The organism is Streptomyces regalis, from assembly GCF_001509475.1.
Taxonomy (GTDB): domain Bacteria; phylum Actinomycetota; class Actinomycetes; order Streptomycetales; family Streptomycetaceae; genus Streptomyces; species Streptomyces regalis.
The window spans coordinates 106313-128325 of sequence record NZ_LLZG01000047.1 but is presented as its reverse complement, the minus strand read 5'-3'; the positions used below and the strand labels follow the sequence as shown (position 1 = coordinate 128325).

Genomic DNA, 22013 nt, shown 5'->3' with positions numbered 1-22013 from the left:
GTCTGCGGCGGTGGAAGGCGAGCACAGAGCCCCGTATTCGGGGCAGGGCATGTCTCATCGAATGGCATCCCTTGCGATCAGGACATGGGGGGCGCCCGATCCGACCACTTCTGCGATCGCGAAAGAAGTGAGATCTTCACCGATCCCGTGTACAACCCTTTGCCGGCCTGAGCGGTCGCACGATGACGGCGAGGTGCGCCCGTCAACGGACACACCCGCAGAGCCGAGAGCACAGGTCATGGAACGGGGCAGGGTGTGGGACGTCGCACGCGGATGACTCAGGCCGCCGGAATCGCGTCACTGTCCCTCACGGTCCTGGTCACGGGCTCGCTCACCTTGCTGGCCACAGACCTACTGGCCCAGCCTCTCAGCAAGGGAACGCTGATCACCGGGGTCATCCTGATGATCGTGCTGCCCGCTGTGCTCCTCGGCCAGTACGCCACTCCTCCGTACCGTCTCCCCTACCGGTGGCGCTGGGGGCTGCTCGGCGTGCAGGCGGTGCTCACCTATCTGCCGGTCCTCGTTTTCGAGTACGCATGGCTGAGCCTGTTGGGCTTCCTCGCCGGAGCCGTGCTGCTGACGGTGCCGCGCCCGGTTTCGATCGTCATCGTGGCAGCCGTGGCAGCAAGCGGCCCCCTTCTCGTGAACAGCAGTCTGGTGACCACTCAGCGCAGCGGCATCAACGTGCTGGTGTCCACGGTCATCACCGCCAGCAGTGTGTATGCGGTCGTCCACCTGGCCCTGCTCGCAGCACGCCTTCAAGCCTCACACAGCCAGGCCGCGCGACTGGCCGAGCACCGCGAACGGGCCCGCATCGCGCAGGACCTGCACGACCTGGTCGGTTCCTCGCTCGTCTCCATCGCCGTGCAGAGCGAGAGGGCTCTCATGGGCACTCCGAGCACTACACCTGCTCACCAGACGCTCAGCGACATCGCGGCGCTGGCACGACACACGCACCAGGAGATCCGGGACATCACCGGGCACGGGACGGCTGCCCAACTGCACGCGGAGCTCGCGCATGCGCAAAACCTGTTGGCCTGCGCCGGCATCGTCACACGCATGACCCTGCCGCCCCAATTCGATCTCGGCGGGCCCACGGCCAACTGCCTGCGTGCCGTTCTGCGCGAGGGCATAGGAAACGTGCTGCAGCACAGCCAGGCGTCCCGTTGCGAAATCGAGGTGACGGTCCGCTCGTCCCACCTACGGCTGTCCATCGACAACGACGGTGTGCCACCCAGCACGGAGGGCGCTGGGCCAGGCAACGGGCTGGCGAACCTACGCTTCCGAGTCCTGTCGCTGGGCGGCATGCTCGACACCACATCTCATGGTGGGCATTTCGTCATGACCGCCGAGCTGCCTCTAAATCCACCCGTGGCGCTCGGCGATGCGAATCGCATCCACAAGCGAGCGCGCGTGTAGCTTCCCCACGGCGGCCGACAGGCGATTGCGAATCGTCCCCACGCTCAGGAAGAGGTCAGTGGCTATCGCCCGCGTGTCCGCCCCACTCGCGGCGAGTCTGAGAACCTCCGCCTCACGCGGGGTCAGCGGAGTCACCTCCCCTGCCGCGTCAGCGAGATCTGACGGCTCAATCACACGCCCGCCGGCACTGACCGCGCGCACGGCTTGTGCGAGTTCCTTCGAAGAGATGGTCTTCAGCAAGTACCCCGACGCTCCGGCATCGATGGCGCGGCGGACGTAACCGACCCTGTCCATAGCGGTCAACATCACAACCCGGCAGGCCGGCACGTGCTGGGGCAGCTCACCAGCCAACGCCAGCCCGTCCATGCCGGGTAGATCAATGTCCAGGAGCGCTACGTCGGGTTCAATGCGCCCCGCCATACCCAAGGCCTCATGTGCGTCGGCAGCCTGACCCACGACCTCCATGCCGAACTCGCCGTCGAGAAGAGCGACCAGGCCGGCCCGAACAATGTGCATATCCTCCACGACGAGCACCCTGATCATGACTTGAATAGTCCGATCCGCTTGCAGCTGGCGCACTGCGTCATCTCGGCAGCATCGATGTGCGATTCCCTGCCGGGCTCCGGCAAAGGTCCGGTCCTGCACCCCTCTGCGCGTCACGCGGCCGAGTGATCTACATCACCCCACCAGCCGTGCTGTGACGTTTGTACAGTGCAAAACGCTGAGTGCAGCGGGCCCTCCATGTGACGGATGTGCCTCGCGTGACTTACCTATTTCCGGCCTTCTACGGCCTTCTTCGGGGTGGGGATTCATCTTGAGCCGTCGTACTCGACGTGCGCGTCGTACGTCGCACGCGTACAGACCGCTGAGCCTGAAGCGCAGAGCCTGGCTGACGCTCGGTGCGGTAGTCCTGGGGGGTGGGGGCGTGGCGACGTACGCGCTGGCCGGCCCGTCCGAGGATCCGGGCAACGCCGACCGGGCCAAACGGCCAGTGAAGGTCTACGACCTCGCGCTGAAGGGCACCGGCAGCCAGGAGCGGGAGCTGCCGCGTACCAATACGAAGCAGTTCTCGCTGCTGGGCGTCTCCTGGACCGGGCCCAGGAAGCAGATCGACGGTACCGCCCAGGTGCGCACCCGCAGCCTGGACACCGGTGAGTGGAGCGCCTGGCAGGACCTGGAACTCGGCGCCGATCCGCCGGAGGGTGTCGAGCCGGGCATGCGCGGGGCCTCGGAGCCGCTGTGGGTCGGCCCGTCCGACGGTGTCGAGGTCCAGGTCGTGCGCGAGGACGGCACGGCGAGTGCCGGGCTGCCTACCGGGCTCCAGGTCAACCTGGTCGACCCAGGCGTGACCTCCGCCGAGACCAAGTCCATCGCCACCGAGTTCGAGCCGGCCGCGTTCGCCGCCGAGACCGACCCCGCCGCAACGCCGACCGACTCCGTCGCTCCTACCGACACGGTCACCCCCACGGGCACCACGACCGAGACGCCGACGTCGGATCCGGCCACGTCGGCCCCGGCCACGACGCCGACGGACACGGCGTCGCCCACTGACACCGCGACCCCGACGGACTCGGCCTCCGCGTCCCCGACGCCGACCGAGACCGTGCCGAGCGCCCCGCCGTCCACCGTCACCCAGCCGCCCATCACCACCCGGGCGCAGTGGGGCGCGGACGAGTCGAAGGTGGCCGACCCGCCCTCGTACCTCGACAAGGTGCAGGCGGTGTTCGTGCACCACACCGTCGGCTCCAACAGCTACAGCTGCGCCCAATCGGCTTCGCTGGTGCGCGGCATCATGGCGTACCACATCGACGTCAACGGCTGGAACGACCTCGGCTACAACTTCCTGGTCGACAAGTGCGGCCAGATATTCGAGGGCCGCGCGGGCGGCGCCGACCTGCCCGTGATGGGCGCGCACACCTACGGCTTCAACAGCTACTCCACCGGCATCGCCGTCCTCGGCGACTTCCAGGGCGATGCCGCCAAGGGCATCGCGCCGGCTCGTCCGACCCGGGCCACGCTGGAGTCGGTCGCCCGCGTCGCCGCGTGGAAGCTGGGCCAGTACGGCGGCAATCCGACCGGCAAGGTCACGCTGACCGCCGGGGGCAACACCGGGGTGTGGCAGCAGGGCGAGGAGGCCACCCTCAACACCATCTCCGGCCACCGCGACGGCTACGCCACCGAGTGCCCGGGCCAGACCATGTACGCCAAGCTCGGTGAGATCCGCCGCTTCGCCGCGAGCGCCGGCGCGAACTCCGCGATCCCGACGGCCGACTTCAACCGCGACGGCGTGGGCGACCTGGTCGCCGGCACGCCCCGGGCGCTGAGCAGCGGCGGCACGCTGACGGTCGTGCCGGGTGGCACGGGCGGGCCGGACGCCGCGTTCAAACGCTCCTTCACGCAGAACAGCCCCGGTGTCCCCGGCGGCCACGAGTCCGGCGACAACTTCGGCGCCGCCACCGCGTGGGGCGACGTCAACGGCGACGGCTACGCCGACCTCGCCATCGGCTCCCCCGGCGAGGACCTCGGCACCGCGAAGGACCGGGGCGCGGTCACCGTCCTGTACGGTCCCGGCCTGAACTCCGGGTTCATGTACAGCACCAGCGGGGTGACCCAGACCGGCGCCAAACTTGGCACGACCGTCACGGTCGGCGACTTCAACGCCGACGGCAAGGCCGACGTCTTCTCCGCCGGCACCGGCAACAGCGGCAGTTGGAACGCCCGCCTGACCGGCGGCGCCACCCAGTACGGCAAGCTCACCGGCGCCACCGGCTCGCTCGCCGCCCTCGACTCCGCCACCGGCGACTTCAACCGCGACGGCTACGCGGACGTGGCCCTCAACTACCGCGACCAGTCCGGCACCGGCCGCGTCACCTGGTTCAAGGGCACCTCCTCCGGCCTGGTCAAGGTGAGCGTCCTGTCCGTCAAGGGCGGCCGCTCCATCGCCGTGGGCGACGTCAACGGCAACGGCTACGACGACATCGCCATCGGCCAGCCCTTCACCGCCGAGTCCGGCGCCTTCAAGGGCGGCCAGGTCACCGTCGTCCCGGGCACCTCGACCGGCTTCACCACCACCGGCATGCGCACCGTCCACCAGGACACCAGCGGTGTCCCGGGTACCGCCGAAGCCGGCGACGCCATGGGCGCCTCCGTCTCCGTCGGCGACTACAACGACGACGGCTACGCCGACGTCCTGACCGGCATGCCGGGCGAGGACATCACCCGCAGCGGCACCAACCAGTCCAACGCCGGCATGGCCCTGCTGCTCAAGGGCACCTCCTCCGGCCTGACCGGCTCCGGCGCCCAGTGGTACAGCCAGGACCGCAGCGGCATCGCCGGCGTGACCGAGCCCAACGACAAGTTCGGCTCCGCCGTGGTCCTGCAGGACCTCTCCGGCTGGGGCCGCGCCGACCTCGCCATCGGCGTCGAGGGCGAGGACAGCTACAACGGCGTCATCCTCCAGCTGGACAGCGGCAGCTCCGGCATCGACACGAGCGGCGGCGTCTACTACAGCAAGAGCGCCTTGGGCACCCCGACGGGCGCCCACCTCGGCCAGACGCTCACCCCGTAACCCGCCACCGCATACCAGCACGCCGATAGGGGTCCTCCGGCACGGAGGGCCCCTGTCCTTATGTGCCACGGCCACATTTAGGAGGTGCTGATCGGCTGGTCAGGGATAGGCGGATGGGGTTTCAGGCTCAATCGTTCGGCCGCCGGATGGGCGCGCAAGAGGTACGTCCTGCCCGCACTCGGCATCGCGTTCGCCCTCGTTCGGTACCGCCGAAGATGGCCGGCCCGGCAAAATGCTTCATGGGCAAAGACGGCCGGACTCGGTGGGGCTACGACTCGAACCGCGGCTGGCAGCCGCGCAGTCGGGCTGGGCTCCCGGCCTCAGCATCCGCCGCCTCAGCCCCTCCGCCTGATACTTGGTGGCATCGTGATCCTGCAGGCCACGGCCCTGGCGCCCGCGCCCCAGCCGGGTGCCCCGGTCGTGGTTCTCACTCCGCGCCCGGACCTGGATGTGAACACCGCCTCGCCGTCGCCTTCCCCGTCGGCCGGCTGAGCATCAGGGTGTGGCCGCATCAGTGCCGTGCGCAGGGGCGGCTGCGGTGTGGGTCAGGCGGTAGGAGCGGACGACTGCCAGCAGGCACGCGGCGACCAGCGCGGCGGCCCAGCCGGCCACGTCGCGCAGCGGTCCCACCGCTGTCACCTCCGCCTCCACACCGCGTGTCGGCACGTGCCCCTTCGGGTCGTACACCACGGCGAGCACGTCGCCCGGCCGGGTGGTCTGTCCGCAGCCGCGCCAGATGCGGACCCTGAGCGGGATGCCGCCCTGGTCGGCTACCGAGCACAGGTAACGGCCGCGGCTGGCTGCGGCCGTCGCTCCACCCTCGACGGACGTCACCACCACGGATTCCACGCGCCCACGCTCCGCCAGCACCACGCCCGCGGCCGCCTGTGGGACCTGGAGCGCGAGGCACACGGCAAGTACGGCGACGAGGCCGACCAGTGCCCGGCCTGCACGCACCATGCCCAGATAGAGGACGAGTGCGACGGCGCAGACCAGCCCTGCCTCGCCGGCCGCCAGCGCGGGCAGCCCGTACCAGGCGCCGACGACGGCGGTGCCGACGATGGCCACAGCCCCGAGACTTCCGGCGAGGAGCCCTTCCCCGACCAGCCACCACGGTGGCAGGCCGACGAATTCCGCCGGCCCCCACACCGAGGTGCGCAGGTGGGCCATCAGGTGCGGTTCTACGGTGGGCAGGGGTCGGCTCGCCCGGTGCATGCGCGTCCCCACCTCCAGCCCTGGTCCCTGTCCGTCCACGACATCCTGGCGTCACGGGCGAGCGATCAGCACTGCCCCCGGCCGGACACACATACGCGGCCCGCCTTGCCGGGATCCGGCAGCCGGACCGCACCTCCACCTTTCCCTTGCATTATGCAAAACGCGTCTGGGCTGGAAAAGTTCGGGCCGAACCCGACGTCGGCCAAGAGGCGGTTCAGGCGTCGCGCGCCGCCGCCACATCCACCGCCCAGCCCAGAGGATGCGGCTCCGTATCGTCCAGCACCGTGGCCAAGGGTTCCCCGCCCGCCTCGTTGAAGGCGGTCAGCGCCTCGATCAGCGCCAGCCGCTGCGTCGGGGTGAGCCGTTCGACGATCGCGGCGATCTCGGCCCGGCGCCGGGCGGTGACGTTCTCGACGGTGTGGCGCCCCTCCTCGGTCAGCCGCAGCAGCGTCTCGCGGCGGTTGGCGGGGTTGGTCTGCCGGTCGGCGAGCCCGGCCGCGATCAGCCGGTCGACCATGCGCATCGCGGTGGACGGTGCCACGCCGAGCAGATCGGCGAGCCCGACCAGCTTGGTGGCACCCCGCGTGTGCAGGACCACCAGCATCCGGAACTGCGGAAGCGTCACTCTCTCCTCGACCTCGGCAAGGGAGCGGGCGGAGACCGCCACCAGCAACCGGGACGCGGTCAGCACCGCCCGGGTCACCGCATCGACATCATCCATGGCCCCCTCGGGGATCGCGCGCTCCGCCATGCGTCCTTTCTACCGCGCCGAACGCACTGCTCACTCACCCCATGGGAACAGATTTTCCTTCCCCATGACCGTGGTAACGCAGCAGGAGCATCGCGGCATCGTCGCGAGGCGGCCCGGCGGCATGCTGGGCCAGGTCCGCACGCAGCGCCTCCAGGGCGCGGTGCGCGTCGAACTCCTTCAGCAAGTACGCCCGATCGCCGAGCGGGTAGAAACTCCCCTGCTCGTCGCGGGCCTCGGTGACGCCGTCGGTGTACAGCAGCAGCTGCTCGCCGGGAGCGAAGTCCACCCGGTACGGCTTCGGGCCGTCGCCCCCGTGGGCGCCCAGCCCCAGAGGCAGGGCGAATGCGGGCGGCTGCGGGAAGTCGACGGTGCCGTCCCGGCGTACCAGCATCGGGGCCGGATGGCCGTAGTTCAGAAGGACCGCCTCGTGGTCCGAGCCGATCTCGGCCAGGATCGCGGTGACGAACTTCTCCCCCTCCAGCTCCCGGGCCACACTGCGCTCCAAGCGCTCGCCCAGACCCACCAGGCCCGGCTCGTCGTGCGCCGCCTCCCGGAACGCGCCGAGGACGACCGCCGCCGTCTCCACCGCGGCCAGCCCCTTGCCCTGCACGTCCCCCACGATCACCCGGATTCCGTGCGGCGAGGCCACCACCTCGTACAGGTCGCCGCCGATCCGGGCCTCGGCGACCGCCGAGGTGTACGACACCGCCGCCTGCAGCGGGCCCGCGGTCAGCGGAACCGGCCGCAGCAGCACCCGCTGGGCAACCTCGGCGATCGACCGCACGCTGGCCAGTTCCACCTCCCGGCGCGAGCGCATCACGGCCGCTGTGATGCCGATGCCGGTGACACCCGCCACCGCGGCCAGCGCGGTGTATCCCCGACGCTCTTCGAACAGCCCGTCGTAGAGCCCGAGTGCCACACACAGCACCAGCGCCACCAGTCCGAAGCCCGCCGTACGCCGCCACCCTCCGACCAGGCCGGAGAACGCGGGTCCGAGCGACACGAGCGGGAGGAACCCCACCCCCGGCCCGGCGACGACGTCCGCGACCGCCACCACCGCCATCACCACAACGGGCATGGAGGACAGCACCGTCGGCGTCGACGGCGGCTTCGTGTCGGTCATGGCGTACTCCAGCGGTGTCGAGGCGCTCGAGAGTCGCCCCTCACCTCCGCGGGCACGCCTCCCCCTCACGTTTAGACTATGCAAAGGTAGGCCGCGCGAGACGGCTCTTGCCTCGGGTCCTTTACCCAATCGAGTCCAAGAGCCGACATTCCCGACCATCTGTGGAAGGCAACCATGGCGCGTAGAGACACCGCCCCAAGCCGCCCTCGACTCCCCACCGGATGGCGGCGCTTGGCCCTACGGGCACCGATCCTCCTCTTCCGCGCGGGACTGGGGCCGCTGCTCGGGAACCGGCTGCTTCTGCTGCACCACGTCGGCCGCGTCACCGACCTCGACCACCGGGTCGTCCTGGAGGTGGTGTCCCACGATCCGGGCGTCGACAGCTGGATCGTCGCCGCCGGCTTCGGGCCGAAGGCGGACTGGTACCAAAATCTGTGCCACCAGCCGAAGACCGTCATTCAGATCGGCAATCGCCCCCACGCCGTCACCGCCCACTTCCTCTCACCCGACGAGGGCGCCGAGATCATGGTGGACTACGCCCGGCGGCACCCTCGAACGGCTCGCCGCCTGTGCGGATTCATGGGCTTTCCCGTCGACGGCCGTGTGGCGTCGTTCCGCGAGGCGGGCCGAGCCATTCCGTTCGTCCGGCTCACCTGTGCCGGCGGACACCGCCGGTACGGACGCGGACGCACGTGACGCCCCGGACGGTGTGTCCGGGGCGCCGGGCCGCGGCGGCCGCTTTCCTTACACCGCGGCGATGCCCTCCATGCCGGACTCGGCGAAGGCGGGCAGTCCGGTGACGGTGGTGACCTTGGTGAGGGATCCGTTCCTGCCGATACGGAAGCCGTCGACCGTGCCGGAGACGGCGTTCTGCACGTACAGGAACCTCTCGTCCTGCGTCACCGCCAGGTCGATGACCCCCTGGGACTTGGCCGACGGGGGCCTGGCGATGCCGACGTCGTTGGTGAGGGCCAGCCTGCCGCGGGCATCGGCGCGGTAATCCGTGACGGTGGAGTCGCCGGTGTTGCCGCCGTAGAAGAAGTCACCGGCGCGCTCCAGCCAGCACAGCGTGTCCTGACCGTTGACTTGGCAGCCTCGGCGACCAGCATGCGGCCGGTCTTGTCGAAGGTGATCGCGAAGGGCACCTCGCCCGCGGAGTTGTTGACACCAAGACTCCGCATGAGCGGGGCGGACGGCAGCGAACCATGGCTCGATGCAAAAGTGCCCCGCCGCACGCTGCCTTCGATGGGCCGCGGCAGGGCTGGAGCGCCGGGAAGCCTGGTCGGCACGGAGGAAGACCCTATGCCGAGAGGGGGGCGGCCGTGTCCACCGTCCAGGTCGCGCTCAACCGCGCAATGCGCGTCGAGGGGGCCCTCGGCGCCGTCCTCGTCGACTACGTCAGCCGCATGCCGCTCGGCGCGATGAGCCGCCGGAAGAACCTCGACCTGAACCGGGCCGCCCACGGCTGTACCGACATCGTGCGCGCCCATCTCTCCGCGCTGAATCTTTCCGGCTACAAGCCGGAGCAGATCGAGGACATCCTGGTCACCTTTGTCGGCGAACTCCACCTCATCCGCCCGCTGACCCGCCGGACCCACGAAGGGCTCTGCCTCCTCCTCGTCCTCGACCGCGAGCGCGCGCATCCAGATCTCGCGCGCAAGGAACTCCGCGGCGTCGAGGCCCTGTTATGAGGGTTGGCGAGGGCTCACGTGGTGCCTCCACCAGGCTGGCGAGCCCCGCTCCAGGCGCCCCGCCCCTCCCTCCCACCTCGGATGAGCCTCACAGGCTGGACCTGGGCACGTGTCCGGACGGCCCCCGCAGGCGAGCCGCACGATCGATCGCTCACGCCGACAAAAAGGGGGACAGTCATGGGCGCGCCACGCCTGAGCAGCACACCATGCCGGGCATCGGAGTCCGCTACGACCTGACGACACGGGAGAACCGCCACCTGTCGGTGGTCGCCCACCACGACGGGCAGCGCACGATCAACGCGTACCAGAAGGACGACCCGGACGCCTGCTCCCTGTCCGCGCGGCTGACCGCGGAAGAGGCGGCTACCCTCATCGACGCGCTGATGCCCGCCCACCACACGCCGAACCTGCGGCGGCGACAGGTGCGAATGGGCACGGTGACAGTCGTCAACCGGCTGGCGACGCCGCAGAAGGACCAGGAAGATGAAAAACAACACGCCACTGCAGACAGCACGCCCACGGCGCGCACGCTTCTTCGCCGCGACAGCAGCCGCCTTCATCCTGATCGGCGGCGGAGCGGTCGGCTATGCCCTTGTCGCGCGCGAGGACACGCCGAACTGTGACAGCCTGCTGTCCGACACGGCCCTGCGACGCTCCCTCGGCGCCGCATACAAGGAGGGCATGGACTGCCGCGCCCTCGGCACCGCGATAAAGGATGCCGCGACCGGCTCAACTCCCGGACGGCATACGCTCGCTGAAGCCCGTGCGATGCAGGCCACCGTCACCGCGGTCAGCGAGGCCATCGAACGACGCCGGGAGCCCACCATCGCCCCGGAGTTGCGCGCCCCGCTCGCGGGGGCTCTGGTGGACTATGCCCAGGACACGCAGGAGATACTGAGCGGCGTCAACGACGAGTACACGCACCGAGAAGACAGCACCCCGTGGCAGGACGGCAGCACCGTCCGCATGTCGGCTCGTACCGACGACCTCGTCACCGTATTGCACGCCGTGTCCCAGGACCCCGCTGCGTACGCCGACCTGCGAGCCGCACACGTCCGTCAGTGCGCCACACGCCTCGCGGAGGTCCCTGCTCACGCCACCGGCCCCTACTACACCTGGCCGGCGCGCAGTTGCGCCGCCGGCCTCGGCTACTACGACAGCATCGCCGACGACATCCCCAAGTCGCAGGCCGAACAATGGCGCTCGGACGTACTGCAACGCCTCACTCGCACTGCCGGCAGCCCTCCGCCCTACAAGGTGAACCGCGCACGCTATATCGCGGGCAGCTGGCAACAGGCGGTCATCGAGCAGGTCGACGCAGGCCAGGATCTGTTCCTCCAGGACGACAGCTCCCGGATCATCAACATCTGGGCCGCCGCACGGGGTGAAGACATCTACTCCACGAAGGTGCACGCCCTGAAACAGAAGACCGCGAACGACGCGGGCACCAGTCTCGTGGATGCCGGGAAAGCACTGCGGTGCACCAGACACCCCGCGGAGTGCGGGTAGGCGGTGGGCATACGGCGCCCTGTCGGCAAGCAGGTGGCGCAGTGGCAGTCGATGCCGACCTGCGCCACCTTCGGGCTCCACGCGGCCCGGAGCCCGTCCCATCCTTCGCCAAGCGCATCGGATCCGGAGGACGAAGGCTCCGACATCCGTGGCTCCGGGGAGAGGGGCGAATGCTTGCGCATCAAGAACAGGTAGCGTTCCCCGCGGTGTCCCGGGAAGCCTGCTCGACGGGCTTGGTCATCTTCGCCCGCAGCGGCTCCGTCTTGCCGCGCGCCGAGGTGTCCAGGCTCAGCCGCTCACCGACCGCCCTGACCTGCACCGGGCCATCTGCGTCCCGCGCGATCGCCAGGATCGTGCGGTAGGCGTCGGGCAGCGCGGCCTCGTCCTCAGCCTCACTGCGGTGCGGTTGCGGTGCGGAATCCGGGATGCCGCTGCCGTCGCCCCGACTCCCGCCCGGGTGGCGGGTCGGGCACTCGCGTCGCCGCACTATACGCCCCACATGCCCAGCCCCGACCCTGATCCAGCCACCCAGCGAGAGCCATCAGAAACGACCTAACGGGCCGAGTCGGGAGTGCGCTCCGGAGCAGTCAGGACCCAGGCGGCGAAGGCTTCGACGCCGTCCACGACTGCCTCGAAGCGCGGGGAGTGGAACAGGTCGAAGGCGTGCTGTCCGCCGGGCAGTTCGGCGTAGACCACGGTGCTGTCCGAGACGCGGCGCAGTTGGGCGACGAAGTTCCGGGCGCCCTCGACGGTCGCCAGCGCATCCTTGGTGCCGTGGGCGATGAGGAACGGTGGCGCACCGGGGTTGAGGTACGCATACGGTTGGTTCGGGGACGGCGTTTCGTCGGGTTCCTCGCCGAAGAAGTGGCCGTAGTAGCCATAGAGGCAGATCGCCGCGGTGACCGAGGTGTCGGCCGACTCGAATCCGGGCTGGAACAGCGGGTCGTTCGGCGTGAGCGCGCACAGGGCCGCCAGGTTGGAGCCGGCGGAGCTGCCCGCCACGAACAGCTTCGACGGATCGGCGCCGTACTCGGGGGCGTGCTCGCGGACCCAGGCGATGACCTTCTTGGCGTCGATCTGGTGGCCGGGGAAAGTGGTCTGGGGCCGCAGCCGGTAGTTGGCGCTGATGCACACCCACCCCTGGCCGGCGAGCCGGTAGAGCAGGGGCCGTGCCTCGCGGTTCTTCGCTCCGCTTGTGTACCCGCCGCCGTGGAAGTAGATCAGGACCGGCCCGTTCTGCGGTGTGTCGCGGCGACGGTAGATGTCGAGCAGGTTCCGGCGGCCGGCGTCCCCGTAGCTGATGTTGGGGATCCGCTGCACGTCGCGCTGCCGCATCAGGCCCGGCAGCAGCAAGATGCGGGCCCAGGGCCGGTGGCGGCGCAGCGGTTTGTGCACATGATTCCGCCAGCCGGTGCCGAGGCCCTGCTCGAGGGCGTGCCCGACCGCCTGGTCCGTCCGCAGGCCCCGCCAGGCGGACACGGCCATCCCGGGGATGGTGGCGAAGGCCACCGCGGCCGTCACCTTGCTGGCCGGTGACCCCAGATCGCCTTGGGCAGCGGCCAATGCCGTGGAGGCCACTACGGCGAACATGCCCAGGAATGGCACCTCGTTGAGGACCATCCCGAACCAGAAGCTCATGGTCGCCAGTGGGCGGGGCCGGCGGGGCGCGACAACGGCGAAGAATGTGCACCAGGTTAAGAGCGTGGTCGTCGCCACGTATCCCATCGGCATGTTCATGAACGTAACACCTTCAACTCTGGGAAATGTCCTGGGACTTCCCCACCCAGCCCCGCCGCCGCGGGGGGACCTGCTGGTCCTGACGAACCGCGGAGTCTCCCGGTGACCGACGATCTTCACCGACTGCTGGAGGGCGACGGTCGCGGTGAGTTCTCGTAACAGCGAGGCGCCTGGACAGGGCCCGTCCATGAGCACACCGGAGGCCCCCTGGAGCGGCCCGGCATGGCGCGACATGGATGCTCGAGCCAGACGCCGCCGAGCCTGCCGAGTCCTCGGCACCATGGCCGCCTTCGTCCTGCTTCTGGGAGTGGTGCCCCGCCTGCCCCGCACGGGGTGAGTCGGTCAGCACAGGAGGAGTCCATCGCGGAATCCGCATCGCCAGCAGATCAGCCCGGTCGCCGTCTCGTCCGCCCACGCCATCTTCATGAACTCCAGGCCGACGCTGTTCAGCAGCACGCCCCGTTCCCGGAACAGATCGCTCCCCCTGACTTGTGCGAGAGGAGGCCGCAGATCCGCCCGTTCGTCAGGCGTTGAGGTCGCGGTGGTTGAAGCGGTACGTCCCGGCGACCACCAACGCCGCGGACGCCGCGGCGAGAACGCCCGCGTCGCCCCACTGGATGCCGTGCTTGAGCGGCTCGCCGCCGATGTAGTAGTGGAACGGCGAGAAGTACGCGGCCCACTCGGCGCCGAGCCGGCCGGCGAAGGTGTGCGCGGCGTAGGTGAGGATGCCGATGCCGGCGGTAGCGGCGAAGACCAGGGCCCGGCGGCCGGTGGCGGCGCCGATGCCCATGGCGAGCGCGCCGAACGCCACGGCCAGCAGGGCCAGGTTGAGGCATTGGGCCAGGAACTCGAGCGGGCTGATGGAGGTCAGGTCGGCGCTCTCCCGGATGCCGAGCATCGCGATCCACACCGCCGCGGCGATGCCGCAGGCTCCGGCGGTCAGTGCGCCGAACCGCTGCAGGATCAGGCGGGTCCGGGTGACGGGGTGAGCGAGGAGGAGGTCGAGCGTGCCGGACTCCTCGTCGCCCGCTGTGGCACGTGCTCCGGTTGCCGCCCCGTAGAAGAGGGCAAGCAGCGGCAGGATGAGGCCGAAGACGGAGGACTGCAGGTATCCGGCGGCCGAGGTCAGGTCGTCGAGGTGGAACGCCTCACGCATCGCCTCCGGGAAGTTCTGCACGGACTCGGCACCGCCGGTGGCCATCTGGGGATAGAAACTCGCGTACATGGCGGCGGCCAGCGTGGTGCCGGCTGTCCAGCCGATCAGCGAGCGGCGGTTGTCGCGGAGCGTCTTGGTGAACACGGTGGCACGCATGGCGAGTTGACTCCTTCGACGAAGGTGAAGTGGGTGACGGCACGGCCGGTCAGACGGCGGCGGTAGAGCGCGGCGCCGCCTCGGCGTCCGCGTAGTAGGCGTGGAAGAGGCCGTCCAGGGTGGGTTCGCTCGCGCGCAGCGCGGTGACGTGGTGGCGGGCAGCGGCCTTCACGAGCGCGTCGGGCTCTCCGGTGAGCTGTCCGCGCAGGGTGGTTCCCGCGGGGTCGAGCACGAGGGTGCGTACGCCGGGCAGGCGGGCGAACTCCTCGGCCCGCACCGGTTCGGCGAAGGTGATCTCGATCTCCCGGACCGCTCCGGCACGCAACTGGGCGACGCTGTCCAGGGCGACCAGGCGCCCGTCGCGCAGGATGCCGACCCGGTCGGCGACCGCCTCGACCTCGTCCATGATGTGGCTGGACATGAAGACGGTCTGGCCGTTCGCGGCGGCTTCCGTGACCAGGTCCAGGAAGGTCTGCTGGACCAGCGGGTCGAGTCCGGAGGTGGGCTCGTCGAGGATCAGCAGTTCGGGGGTGTGCATGAAGGCCTGAACGAGGCCGATCTTCTGCCGGTTGCCCTTGGAGAGCTTCTTGATGTGGGCGTTCTGGTCGAGGCCGAGCCGGTCGGTCAGATCGTCGATGCGCTGTTGCGGCACGCCTCCGCGCAGGTCGGCGAGGAAGCGCAGGCAGTCACGCACCCGCTGGCGTCCGTCGACCACGAAATCGCCGGCCAGGTAGCCGAGGCGGCAGCGCAGTTCCACACCATCGGCGCGCGGATCCAGGCCGAGGACGGTGGCCCGGCCGACCGTGGGGCGGATCAGGTCGAGCAGCAGCCGGATGGTGGTGGACTTGCCGGCGCCGTTCGGGCCGAGGTAGCCGAAGACTTCGCCGACGCGGACGTCGAGGGTCAGCCCGGCCAGGCCGCGGCGGGAGCCATACGTCTTGGTGAGCTCACGGAGCTCGATGGCATTCTCCATACCTCAGAACGTATCGAGCTTTCAGAGATCTGTAAACATACTGAGACTTCGCAATGTTCGCTATCCTGAGAGCCATGGACGCAAAGGAGCAGCTGCGCGACGCAGCGGAGAGGCTGGCCTTGACGCTGGCCCAGGGCGGCATGCAGAAGACCACGGCCCGGGTGATGACCGCCCTGCTCTACACCGAGCAGGACACCATGACCGCGGCCGACCTGTGCGAGGAGCTGTCGATCAGCTCGGGTGCCGTCTCCACCGCGATCAAGCAGCTCATCCCCGTCGGACTGGTCGAACGCGTCCCCGCCCCTGGCAGCCGCCGCGACCACTACCGCTTCCGCGAAGGCGCCTGGGCCACCCTGATGTCCCAGCAGAACACCATGCTGAACGTGATGCTCCACGCGGCCCAGGAAGGCATCGACGCCACGGGAGACGGCACGCCCACCGCTCGCCGTCTCCGCGAGATGCAGGACTTCTACACCTTCATGGCCCGCGAGCTGCCCGCCCAGATCGAGAGCTGGCGCAAGCAGTACCAGGGATGACGCCGGCGCAGGACACATGACGACAGGCACAGCGGGGTGGATTCGACCCTGAACGGACGACTGCGGAACGGGCGCAGCAGACTTCCCGCACTCAGCGGTCTCCGGTGCCCGTGGTGTTGCCGTGCCCCTGAAAGGTCTGGCATCGGGGGCTCCAAAGCAGAGGGCGGCCAACTGCCGACCAGGCTTCCCGGCGCACCTGAGGGTCAGCGTAGGCGCAGGTCACCGTGCCCGCCGCGGAAGCCGGCCGACTACTGAGCCGAACGGTGTCAGCGGGTCTCGAATCCAGCCCTGCCACCACCATTGCCGGGATCCGGCAATGGTGCACAGCCCATTGTGCCGATTAGCGATCTGTCAAAAACGCGTCAAGGGCAGGTATGGTTCCCCTCGGTGTGCCGGGAAGCCTGGTCGGCGAGTAAGGGATCAATCTCTCTTCCGATCGGGGGTCTCCGTCATGGTGCTCGTGGCCGTGTTCGGTGCTGCACTGCTGGTGGCGGTGCTGTTGTCAGGTCTGGCGGCACGCACGGTGCTCTCCACGTCCTTCCTCTTCCTGGTCGGCGGAGCCCTGGTCAGTGACGGGTTCCTCGGCCTGATCCACATCACTCCGGACAGCGAGATCGTCGCCGTGACGGCCGATCTGGCGCTCTTCGCGGTGCTGTTCACCGACGGCATGCACGTATCGCTGCCCAAGCTGCGGGCCAACTGGAGGAACCCCGCCCGCGCCCTGGGCTTGGGCATGCCGCTGGCCTTCGTCTTCATGGCCCTGATCACGCACTTCCTGGTGGGCCTGGACTGGACGACCTCGTTCCTTGTCGGAGCCGTCCTGGCTCCGACCGACCCGGTGTTCGCCTCGGCGATCGTCGGGCGCAGGGAAGTGCCGGCGAAGCTGCGGCAGTTGCTGAACGTGGAAAGCGGCATCAACGACGGACTCGCCCTGCCGGTCGTACTCATCCTCATCGCGGCCGCGGGTCCGACGGCCGACAGCGCAGAGGCGTCGGCGGGGAAGATCGCACTGGAACTGCTGCTCGGCCTGGTCTTCGGTGTCGCGCTGCCGCTGCTGGTCAACGGCCTCGTACGCTTCCGCCTTCTGGGCGCCGAGCCGAAGCTGCAGCCGCTGCTGCCACTGGCGACCGGCATCATCCTGTACGCGGTGTGCCACCTCACCCACGCCAACCCGTACCTGGCGGCGTTCTCGGCGGGCGCGGCGCTGGTGCATGTGTCCCCGGAGGCGAAGGAGTCCTTCGAGCCGCTGGGCGAGGCGCTGGCGGAGCTGGCGAAGTTCGCGGCGCTGCTGGTGTTCGGCGCGTTGCTGACTCCGCAGCTGTTCGGTGACCTGTCGTTCGGCGGCTACGTGGCGGTGGTCCTGGCGATCGTCCTGATCCGGCCGGCCTCGCTGCTGCTCTCGCTGATCGGCACGAGTCTCTCCCGCAAGGAGAAGCTGGTGGCGGCCTGGTTCGGTCCGAAGGGCTTCGCATCCGTGGTCTACGGCCTGCTGGTGCTGCAGTCCGGCATCCCGCAGGCGGAGGAGGCGTTCACGCTGATCGCGGTGTGCATCGCCTTCTCGATCATCGCGCACAGCTCGACGGACGTACCGATCGCTCGCGCGTTCGATGTCGACGAGCTGGCCGGAATCCCGTCCGGGCGCGAGGACGCCGACCCACACGCCAAGGTGCCCCGGGCCGATGCGCGCACGTGAACTGGCCAGCACCTACCCCACCGTGTCCGCCGACGACGACGCGCTCGCCGCGGCCCGCCTGCTCGTACGGGACCAGTTGCCCGCGCTGCTGGTCCTCGACCGCGACGACTACCCGTACGCAGCCGTGCCGTCCGCCCGTGTGGTCAGCGCTCTGCTGCCCTGGTACCTGCGGGAAGGGCCGATCCTCGCCGCCGAAGTCGACGATCACTCCGAGGACGAGGCCAGGGAGGCGATGGCCGGAACGTCGGTGGCAGAGTGGCTGCCGCGCGGCCGCATCACACCCCCGGTCGTCGGCCCGGACGCTGCGCCTTCGCAGATCGCCGCGCTGATGGCCCGTAAGGACACCCCCCTCGTCGCGGTCGTCGAGCGCAACGGCGACAAAGCCACATTGATCGGCGCGATCACCGCGGCCGCCCTTCTGGAACACTTCATCGGAGGATCGTGAACGACTGGCACAGCTGGGCAGCAATCGTCGTCTTCGTCGGCGCGTACGCCCTGATCATCAGTGAGAAGATCCACCGGGTCGCCGTAGCGCTCGGCGGCGCGGGTCTGATGCTGGCCATCAGGGCGACCGACGACAAGTCGGCCTTCTACTCCGAGCACAGCGGCGTCGACTGGAACGTCATCTTCCTACTCATGGGCATGATGATGATCGTCGGTGTGCTGAAGAAGACCGGCATGTTCGAGTACCTGGCGATCTGGTCCGTGAAGCGAGCACGAGCCAAACCCTTCCGGGTCATGGCCATGCTCGTCGTCATCACGGCGGTCGCTTCGGCACTGCTGGACAACGTCACCACGGTCCTGCTCATCGCACCCGTGACACTGCTGGTCTGCGAGCGCCTGGCCCTGCCCGCCGCCCCCTTCCTCATCGCCGAGGTCATGGCCTCGAACATCGGCGGCACCGCGACCCTGGTCGGCGACCCGCCCAACATCATCATCGCCAGCCGCGCCGGCCTCACCTTCAACGACTTCCTGGTCCATCTCGCCCCGATCTCGGCGATCCTGGTCGTCGTCTTCGTCCTGATGTGCCGCGTGATGTTCCGCAAGGCCTTCCTCTACGACGAGGACCGCGCCGCCGAGATCATGGAGCTGGAGGAGCGCGAGGCCATTCGCGATCCCCGGCTCCTCGTTCAGGGCCTGATCGTGCTCGCGCTGGTCGTTGCGGGCTTCGTCCTGCATCCGGTGCTGCACTACGAGCCGAGTGTCGTCGCCCTGCTCGGCGCCGGACTGCTCATTGCCGTCTCCTCGGCGGAGACCGGTGACGTGCTGAAGGAGGTGGAGTGGCCCACGCTGGCCTTCTTCGCCGGGCTCTTCATCATGATCGGCGGCCTGATCGAGACCGGCGTGATCAGCGAGGTCTCCAAATCCCTGGCCGACGCGATCGGCGACAACGAACTCGGCGGCTCCATGATCCTGCTGAGCGCCTCCGCCGTCCTCTCCGGCATCGTCGACAACATCCCGTACGTCGCCACGATGGCCCCCATCACCAGCGACCTGGTGCAGAACATGGCCGGCGGCAGCGACCACGTCATGTGGTGGGCCCTCGCCCTCGGCGCCGACCTGGGCGGCAACGCCACCGCCATCGGCGCCAGCGCCAACGTCGTCGTCCTCGGGATCGCCGAACGCAACCGCCAGCCCATCTCCTTCTGGCAGTTCACCAAGTACGGGCTGGTCGTCACCTTCGTCACCGTGGTCATCGCCCTCGGCTATGTGTGGCTGCGCTACTTCGCGCTCGCCTGACCTGTCGTCTGCCGAACCGCCACAGGAACGGCCGCCCGGGCCGGAAGGAGGTATGCGCATGGACGCATCGCTGCTGGCACCGGTGGCTGTCGTCGCCATGCTGGTGATCCGAACCGCGCTGGGCAGCCGGCATCGCCTCCGTCGCGTGGGCGGTGCCGGCCGGGGCACTCGTCGCCCACCTCGTCCATCTGTCCACCACACCGGAAGCGGAAAGGACAGGGGACCAGAACGGCGAACGTCGTTGAAGCCGCGGGCAGGGCCTGGGCGCGCCCCCGCCGAACCCGTCCTTCAGCAGTTGCCCACAGGTGCTCCATGGTGCTCCGCATCGTTACCCCGAAGATGAGGCGCCGAAGACACCGGGAGAGGTGGTCCGGATGGGTCCGTCCGTGTGGTGGAACGGCCCTGTCGCTCCCTCCGCGAGAACACCTACCGAGATCGTCCTGTTCGATCACGACGACCACCTCATTGGGCGGCTGCGCTTCCGCGTCTGCCCGACGTGCCGTACAGGGCGGATCCTGGAGATCTGGGTCTACGACGCCTGGCAGCGTCAGGGGCTGGGACGCGAGCTCGTTCATTCCCTTCTCGCCCGTCGCCCGGGCTACCGGTGGAGCACGACGTTGCAAACCCGGGCGGGGCGGGTCTTCTTCCTGGCGATGGCCCAGGAGACCACGGTGGCTTTACCCCATGGTCGCCCCTTGTGCCGCCACCTCATGGGTTCGATCCGGCGAACATGGCGAGGTCTGCTGGACCACTGGCCGCCGTCCCGCCGACCGGGCGCCCAGTGACGTTTCGGTGCGGGCGATCATGCACATCTCGGTCGTCGAGGCCGCCGATCACCCAGGCATTCTCCGTCCGGGTAAAATTTTTGAAAAGGCGCGAACCAGTCGCTCGGGGTGCGGTGCACGAGGACACCTCCGATCGTTCGGCAGGGTTTCCCTTCCCAGGGGTATCGCGGCTGACCCGTATCGGGGTCCAATGGTGAGAGTCAAAGCCCTTCCGCACCCGCGCCGGTCAGAAGAGGCATGCAATGGATCTATGGCTGATCTGGTTGATCATCGCAGCTGTATTGGCTGTGGCGGAGATCTTCACCCTTACTGCTGCGCTCGGAATGCTGAGTGCGGCCGCGTTGGTCACGGCGGGAACAGCTGCGGTCGGGCTGCCGCTGCCCTTCCAGTTCTTGGTGTTCACCATCGTCGCCACAATCACCGTGATATTCGTGCGCCCCATTGCGGTACGCCATGTGCTCCAGCCCCAAGTGGAGCGATTCGGAGTGGATGCGCTGGTCGGCAGGGCTGCCTATGTCACCTCGGAGGTGACGGGCCTGGGCGGCAGGGTCCGTATCGACGGGGAGGAGTGGACGGCCCGCGCCTACGACGAGACGCTGGTGATTCCTCCTGGAAAGACCGTCGACGTCATGGAGATCAGCGGCGCCACCGCGATCGTCTACCCCCGGGACTGAAACCATGGAAACCTCGGCGTTCCTCATTGCCGGCCTGATCGTCGCATTGATCGCGGTTTTCACCGTGGTGCGGGCGGTCCGTATCGTTCCCCAGGCACGCGCTCGCAATGTCGAGCGACTCGGCCGCTACCACCGGACTCTGACTCCCGGCCTCAGCCTCGTCATCCCTTACATCGACCGCGTCCATCCGGTGATCGACCTGCGGGAACAGGTCGTCTCCTTCAAACCGCAGCCGGTCATCACCGAGGACAATCTGGTCGTCGAGATCGACACCGTCCTGTACTTCCAGGTCACCGACCCACGAGCGGCTTTCTACGAGATCGCGAATTTTCTTCAGGCGGTCGAGCAGCTCACCGTCACCACCCTGCGCAACGTTGTGGGATCCATGGACCTGGAAAAGACGCTTACCTCACGGGACACCATCAACAGCCAGCTCCGTGGCGTGCTGGACGAGGCCACGGGCAAATGGGGGCTGAGGGTCAATCGGGTGGAGATCAAGGCCATCGACCCTCCGCAGTCCATCAAGGACGCGATGCAGAAGCAGATGCGAGCCGAGCGGGACAAGCGGGCCGCGATTCTCGGGGCCGAGGGGCAACGCCAGTCGCAGATTCTCACCGCCGAAGGCGACAAGCAGGCCGCTGTCCTTCGCGCGGAGGGCAACCGCACTGCTGCGATCCTCCAGGCCGAGGGCCAGTCCCGGGCCATCGACGAGGTCTTCCAGGCCGTGCATCGCAACGACCCCGACCCCAAACTGCTGGCCTACCAGTACCTCCAGACACTGCCCCAACTCGCACAAGGCTCGGGCAACAACTTCTGGGTGATCCCCAGCGAGATCACCTCCGCACTCCAGGGCGTGTCCCGCGCCTTCACCGAGGTGCTGCCGCAGTCGCCGGCCACCCGCGAGAAACCGTCGGACGACAGCGCCGCCCAGGCCGCCGACGACGCGGCGCAGGCCGCAGAAGCCGCCGCCGCGGCCCTCACCGAGGCAGCCAAGGCCGATCGCGCCACCCCCGACGTCCTCCCGTCCCACCGCCTCACTGACAGCGGGTGACAACGACCGGACGCCCACAACACCATCGGCCGACGCCGGGCATGATTGCCAAGAAGCCGACGGTGGCGAGCCGCGGCGTGCTGAAGCGGGCGCCGGCGCAGACGCATGCGACGAGTTCGGGGGGACCGCGCGTCAGCGAGCCTGGTCGGCCTCGATCAGCTTGAACGCCATGGCTGATCCGGCGAGAAGGGAACGGTGACGAGCGAGCCGAATGGCAGAGAATGCCCGGTCTCTCC

21 protein-coding genes and 1 pseudogene are annotated in these 22013 nt (G+C 68.9%); 13 read left to right on the top strand and 9 right to left on the bottom strand.

Translation table 11 applies throughout. The features are described 5' to 3' along the window. Nucleotides 1–402 precede the first annotated feature (402 nt). Nucleotides 403–1419, top strand: coding sequence for a sensor histidine kinase (locus ADL12_RS09350; RefSeq protein WP_244187839.1), 1017 nt, complete (start codon nucleotides 403–405; stop codon nucleotides 1417–1419). On the opposite strand, the gene ADL12_RS09345 is transcribed toward ADL12_RS09350, so the two are convergent. Then, the gene (locus ADL12_RS09345) at nucleotides 1360–1962 is read right to left on the bottom strand and encodes a response regulator transcription factor (protein ID WP_062700499.1); all 603 of its coding nucleotides are present in this window, start codon (nucleotides 1960–1962) and stop codon (nucleotides 1360–1362) included. The two genes, ADL12_RS09350 and ADL12_RS09345, sit on opposite strands and share 60 nt — an antisense overlap. 328 nt (nucleotides 1963–2290) lie before the next feature. Between ADL12_RS09345 and ADL12_RS09340 the strand changes: the two genes are divergently transcribed. Both ADL12_RS09340 and ADL12_RS58425 read left to right on the top strand, forming a co-directional pair. Further along, nucleotides 2291–4987, top strand: a complete 2697-nt coding sequence (locus ADL12_RS09340; RefSeq protein WP_425265082.1) for an FG-GAP-like repeat-containing protein — start codon at nucleotides 2291–2293, stop codon at nucleotides 4985–4987. Between the two features lie 393 nt (nucleotides 4988–5380). Beyond that, nucleotides 5381–5479, top strand: a pseudogene (locus tag ADL12_RS58425) (DUF4142 domain-containing protein); the annotation flags it as partial. A gap of 3 nt (nucleotides 5480–5482) precedes the next feature. Here ADL12_RS58425 and ADL12_RS09335 read toward each other — a convergent pair. From ADL12_RS09335 to ADL12_RS09325, 3 genes are all read right to left on the bottom strand, one after another. Further along, nucleotides 5483–6202: a hypothetical protein gene (locus ADL12_RS09335; protein ID WP_244187837.1), complete on the bottom strand. Its 720-nt coding sequence runs from the start codon at nucleotides 6200–6202 to the stop codon at nucleotides 5483–5485. Nucleotides 6203–6416: 214 nt separating this feature from the next. Continuing rightward, entirely contained in the window at nucleotides 6417–6953 is a 537-nt protein-coding gene (locus ADL12_RS09330; protein ID WP_062700460.1) for a MarR family winged helix-turn-helix transcriptional regulator, read from the bottom strand. A 34-nt stretch (nucleotides 6954–6987) separates the two neighbouring features. After that, complete coding sequence (locus ADL12_RS09325) at nucleotides 6988–8076, bottom strand: PP2C family protein-serine/threonine phosphatase (protein ID WP_062700458.1); 1089 nt, start codon at nucleotides 8074–8076, stop codon at nucleotides 6988–6990. 174 nt (nucleotides 8077–8250) lie between these two features. On the opposite strand from ADL12_RS09325, the gene ADL12_RS09320 reads away from it, so the two are divergent. Further along, the gene (locus tag ADL12_RS09320; RefSeq protein ID WP_062700456.1) at nucleotides 8251–8772 is read left to right on the top strand and encodes a nitroreductase family deazaflavin-dependent oxidoreductase; all 522 of its coding nucleotides are present in this window, start codon (nucleotides 8251–8253) and stop codon (nucleotides 8770–8772) included. Between the two features lie 48 nt (nucleotides 8773–8820). Here the strand turns inward: ADL12_RS09320 and ADL12_RS56265 are convergent, their stop codons facing one another. Next, complete coding sequence (locus ADL12_RS56265; protein WP_244187836.1) at nucleotides 8821–8979, bottom strand: lactonase family protein; 159 nt, start codon at nucleotides 8977–8979, stop codon at nucleotides 8821–8823. 419 nt (nucleotides 8980–9398) lie between these two features. Between ADL12_RS56265 and ADL12_RS09310 the strand changes: the two genes are divergently transcribed. Then, a complete protein-coding gene (locus ADL12_RS09310) occupies nucleotides 9399–9767 on the top strand; it encodes a hypothetical protein (RefSeq protein WP_208614503.1) in 369 nt (122 codons plus the stop codon). 206 nt (nucleotides 9768–9973) lie between these two features. Further along, nucleotides 9974–10390 (top strand): cation:proton antiporter regulatory subunit, encoded by a 417-nt coding sequence (locus ADL12_RS56260; RefSeq protein WP_244187835.1) that lies wholly within the window; start codon nucleotides 9974–9976, stop codon nucleotides 10388–10390. A 1067-nt stretch (nucleotides 10391–11457) separates the two neighbouring features. On the opposite strand, the gene ADL12_RS09295 is transcribed toward ADL12_RS56260, so the two are convergent. The 4 genes from ADL12_RS09295 to ADL12_RS09280 form a co-directional block, all read right to left on the bottom strand. Continuing rightward, nucleotides 11458–11763 (bottom strand): hypothetical protein, encoded by a 306-nt coding sequence (locus ADL12_RS09295; protein ID WP_244187834.1) that lies wholly within the window; start codon nucleotides 11761–11763, stop codon nucleotides 11458–11460. A gap of 65 nt (nucleotides 11764–11828) precedes the next feature. Further along, a complete protein-coding gene (locus tag ADL12_RS09290; RefSeq protein WP_244187833.1) occupies nucleotides 11829–12914 on the bottom strand; it encodes an alpha/beta hydrolase in 1086 nt (361 codons plus the stop codon). 622 nt (nucleotides 12915–13536) lie between these two features. Further along, nucleotides 13537–14325: an ABC transporter permease gene (locus tag ADL12_RS09285; RefSeq protein ID WP_062700450.1), complete on the bottom strand. Its 789-nt coding sequence runs from the start codon at nucleotides 14323–14325 to the stop codon at nucleotides 13537–13539. 49 nt (nucleotides 14326–14374) lie between these two features. After that, nucleotides 14375–15298 carry an ABC transporter ATP-binding protein gene (locus tag ADL12_RS09280; RefSeq protein ID WP_062700449.1) on the bottom strand — a complete coding sequence of 308 codons (924 nt, stop codon included), beginning with the start codon at nucleotides 15296–15298 and terminating at the stop codon, nucleotides 14375–14377. 74 nt (nucleotides 15299–15372) lie between these two features. Here ADL12_RS09280 and ADL12_RS09275 point away from each other — a divergent pair, with 74 nt between their 5' ends. From ADL12_RS09275 to ADL12_RS09245, 7 genes are all read left to right on the top strand, one after another. Continuing rightward, on the top strand, nucleotides 15373–15834 hold the full coding sequence (locus ADL12_RS09275) for a GbsR/MarR family transcriptional regulator (protein WP_062700448.1): 462 nt from the start codon (nucleotides 15373–15375) through the stop codon (nucleotides 15832–15834). A 451-nt stretch (nucleotides 15835–16285) separates the two neighbouring features. Further along, a complete protein-coding gene (locus ADL12_RS09270; protein ID WP_062700447.1) occupies nucleotides 16286–17527 on the top strand; it encodes a cation:proton antiporter in 1242 nt (413 codons plus the stop codon). Next, the gene (locus ADL12_RS09265) at nucleotides 17514–17972 is read left to right on the top strand and encodes a CBS domain-containing protein (RefSeq protein ID WP_062700446.1); all 459 of its coding nucleotides are present in this window, start codon (nucleotides 17514–17516) and stop codon (nucleotides 17970–17972) included. The genes ADL12_RS09270 and ADL12_RS09265 overlap by 14 nt, the downstream gene beginning before the upstream one ends. Then, the gene (locus ADL12_RS09260) at nucleotides 17969–19267 is read left to right on the top strand and encodes an ArsB/NhaD family transporter (protein WP_062700445.1); all 1299 of its coding nucleotides are present in this window, start codon (nucleotides 17969–17971) and stop codon (nucleotides 19265–19267) included. Before ADL12_RS09265 ends, ADL12_RS09260 begins: the two co-directional genes overlap by 4 nt. Before the next feature lie 374 nt (nucleotides 19268–19641). After that, the gene (locus tag ADL12_RS09255) at nucleotides 19642–20052 is read left to right on the top strand and encodes a GNAT family N-acetyltransferase (protein WP_062700444.1); all 411 of its coding nucleotides are present in this window, start codon (nucleotides 19642–19644) and stop codon (nucleotides 20050–20052) included. A 242-nt stretch (nucleotides 20053–20294) separates the two neighbouring features. Continuing rightward, nucleotides 20295–20726 (top strand): NfeD family protein, encoded by a 432-nt coding sequence (locus ADL12_RS09250; protein ID WP_062700443.1) that lies wholly within the window; start codon nucleotides 20295–20297, stop codon nucleotides 20724–20726. Nucleotides 20727–20730: 4 nt separating this feature from the next. After that, on the top strand, nucleotides 20731–21777 hold the full coding sequence (locus ADL12_RS09245) for an SPFH domain-containing protein (RefSeq protein ID WP_062700441.1): 1047 nt from the start codon (nucleotides 20731–20733) through the stop codon (nucleotides 21775–21777). Nucleotides 21778–22013: the final 236 nt, after the last annotated feature.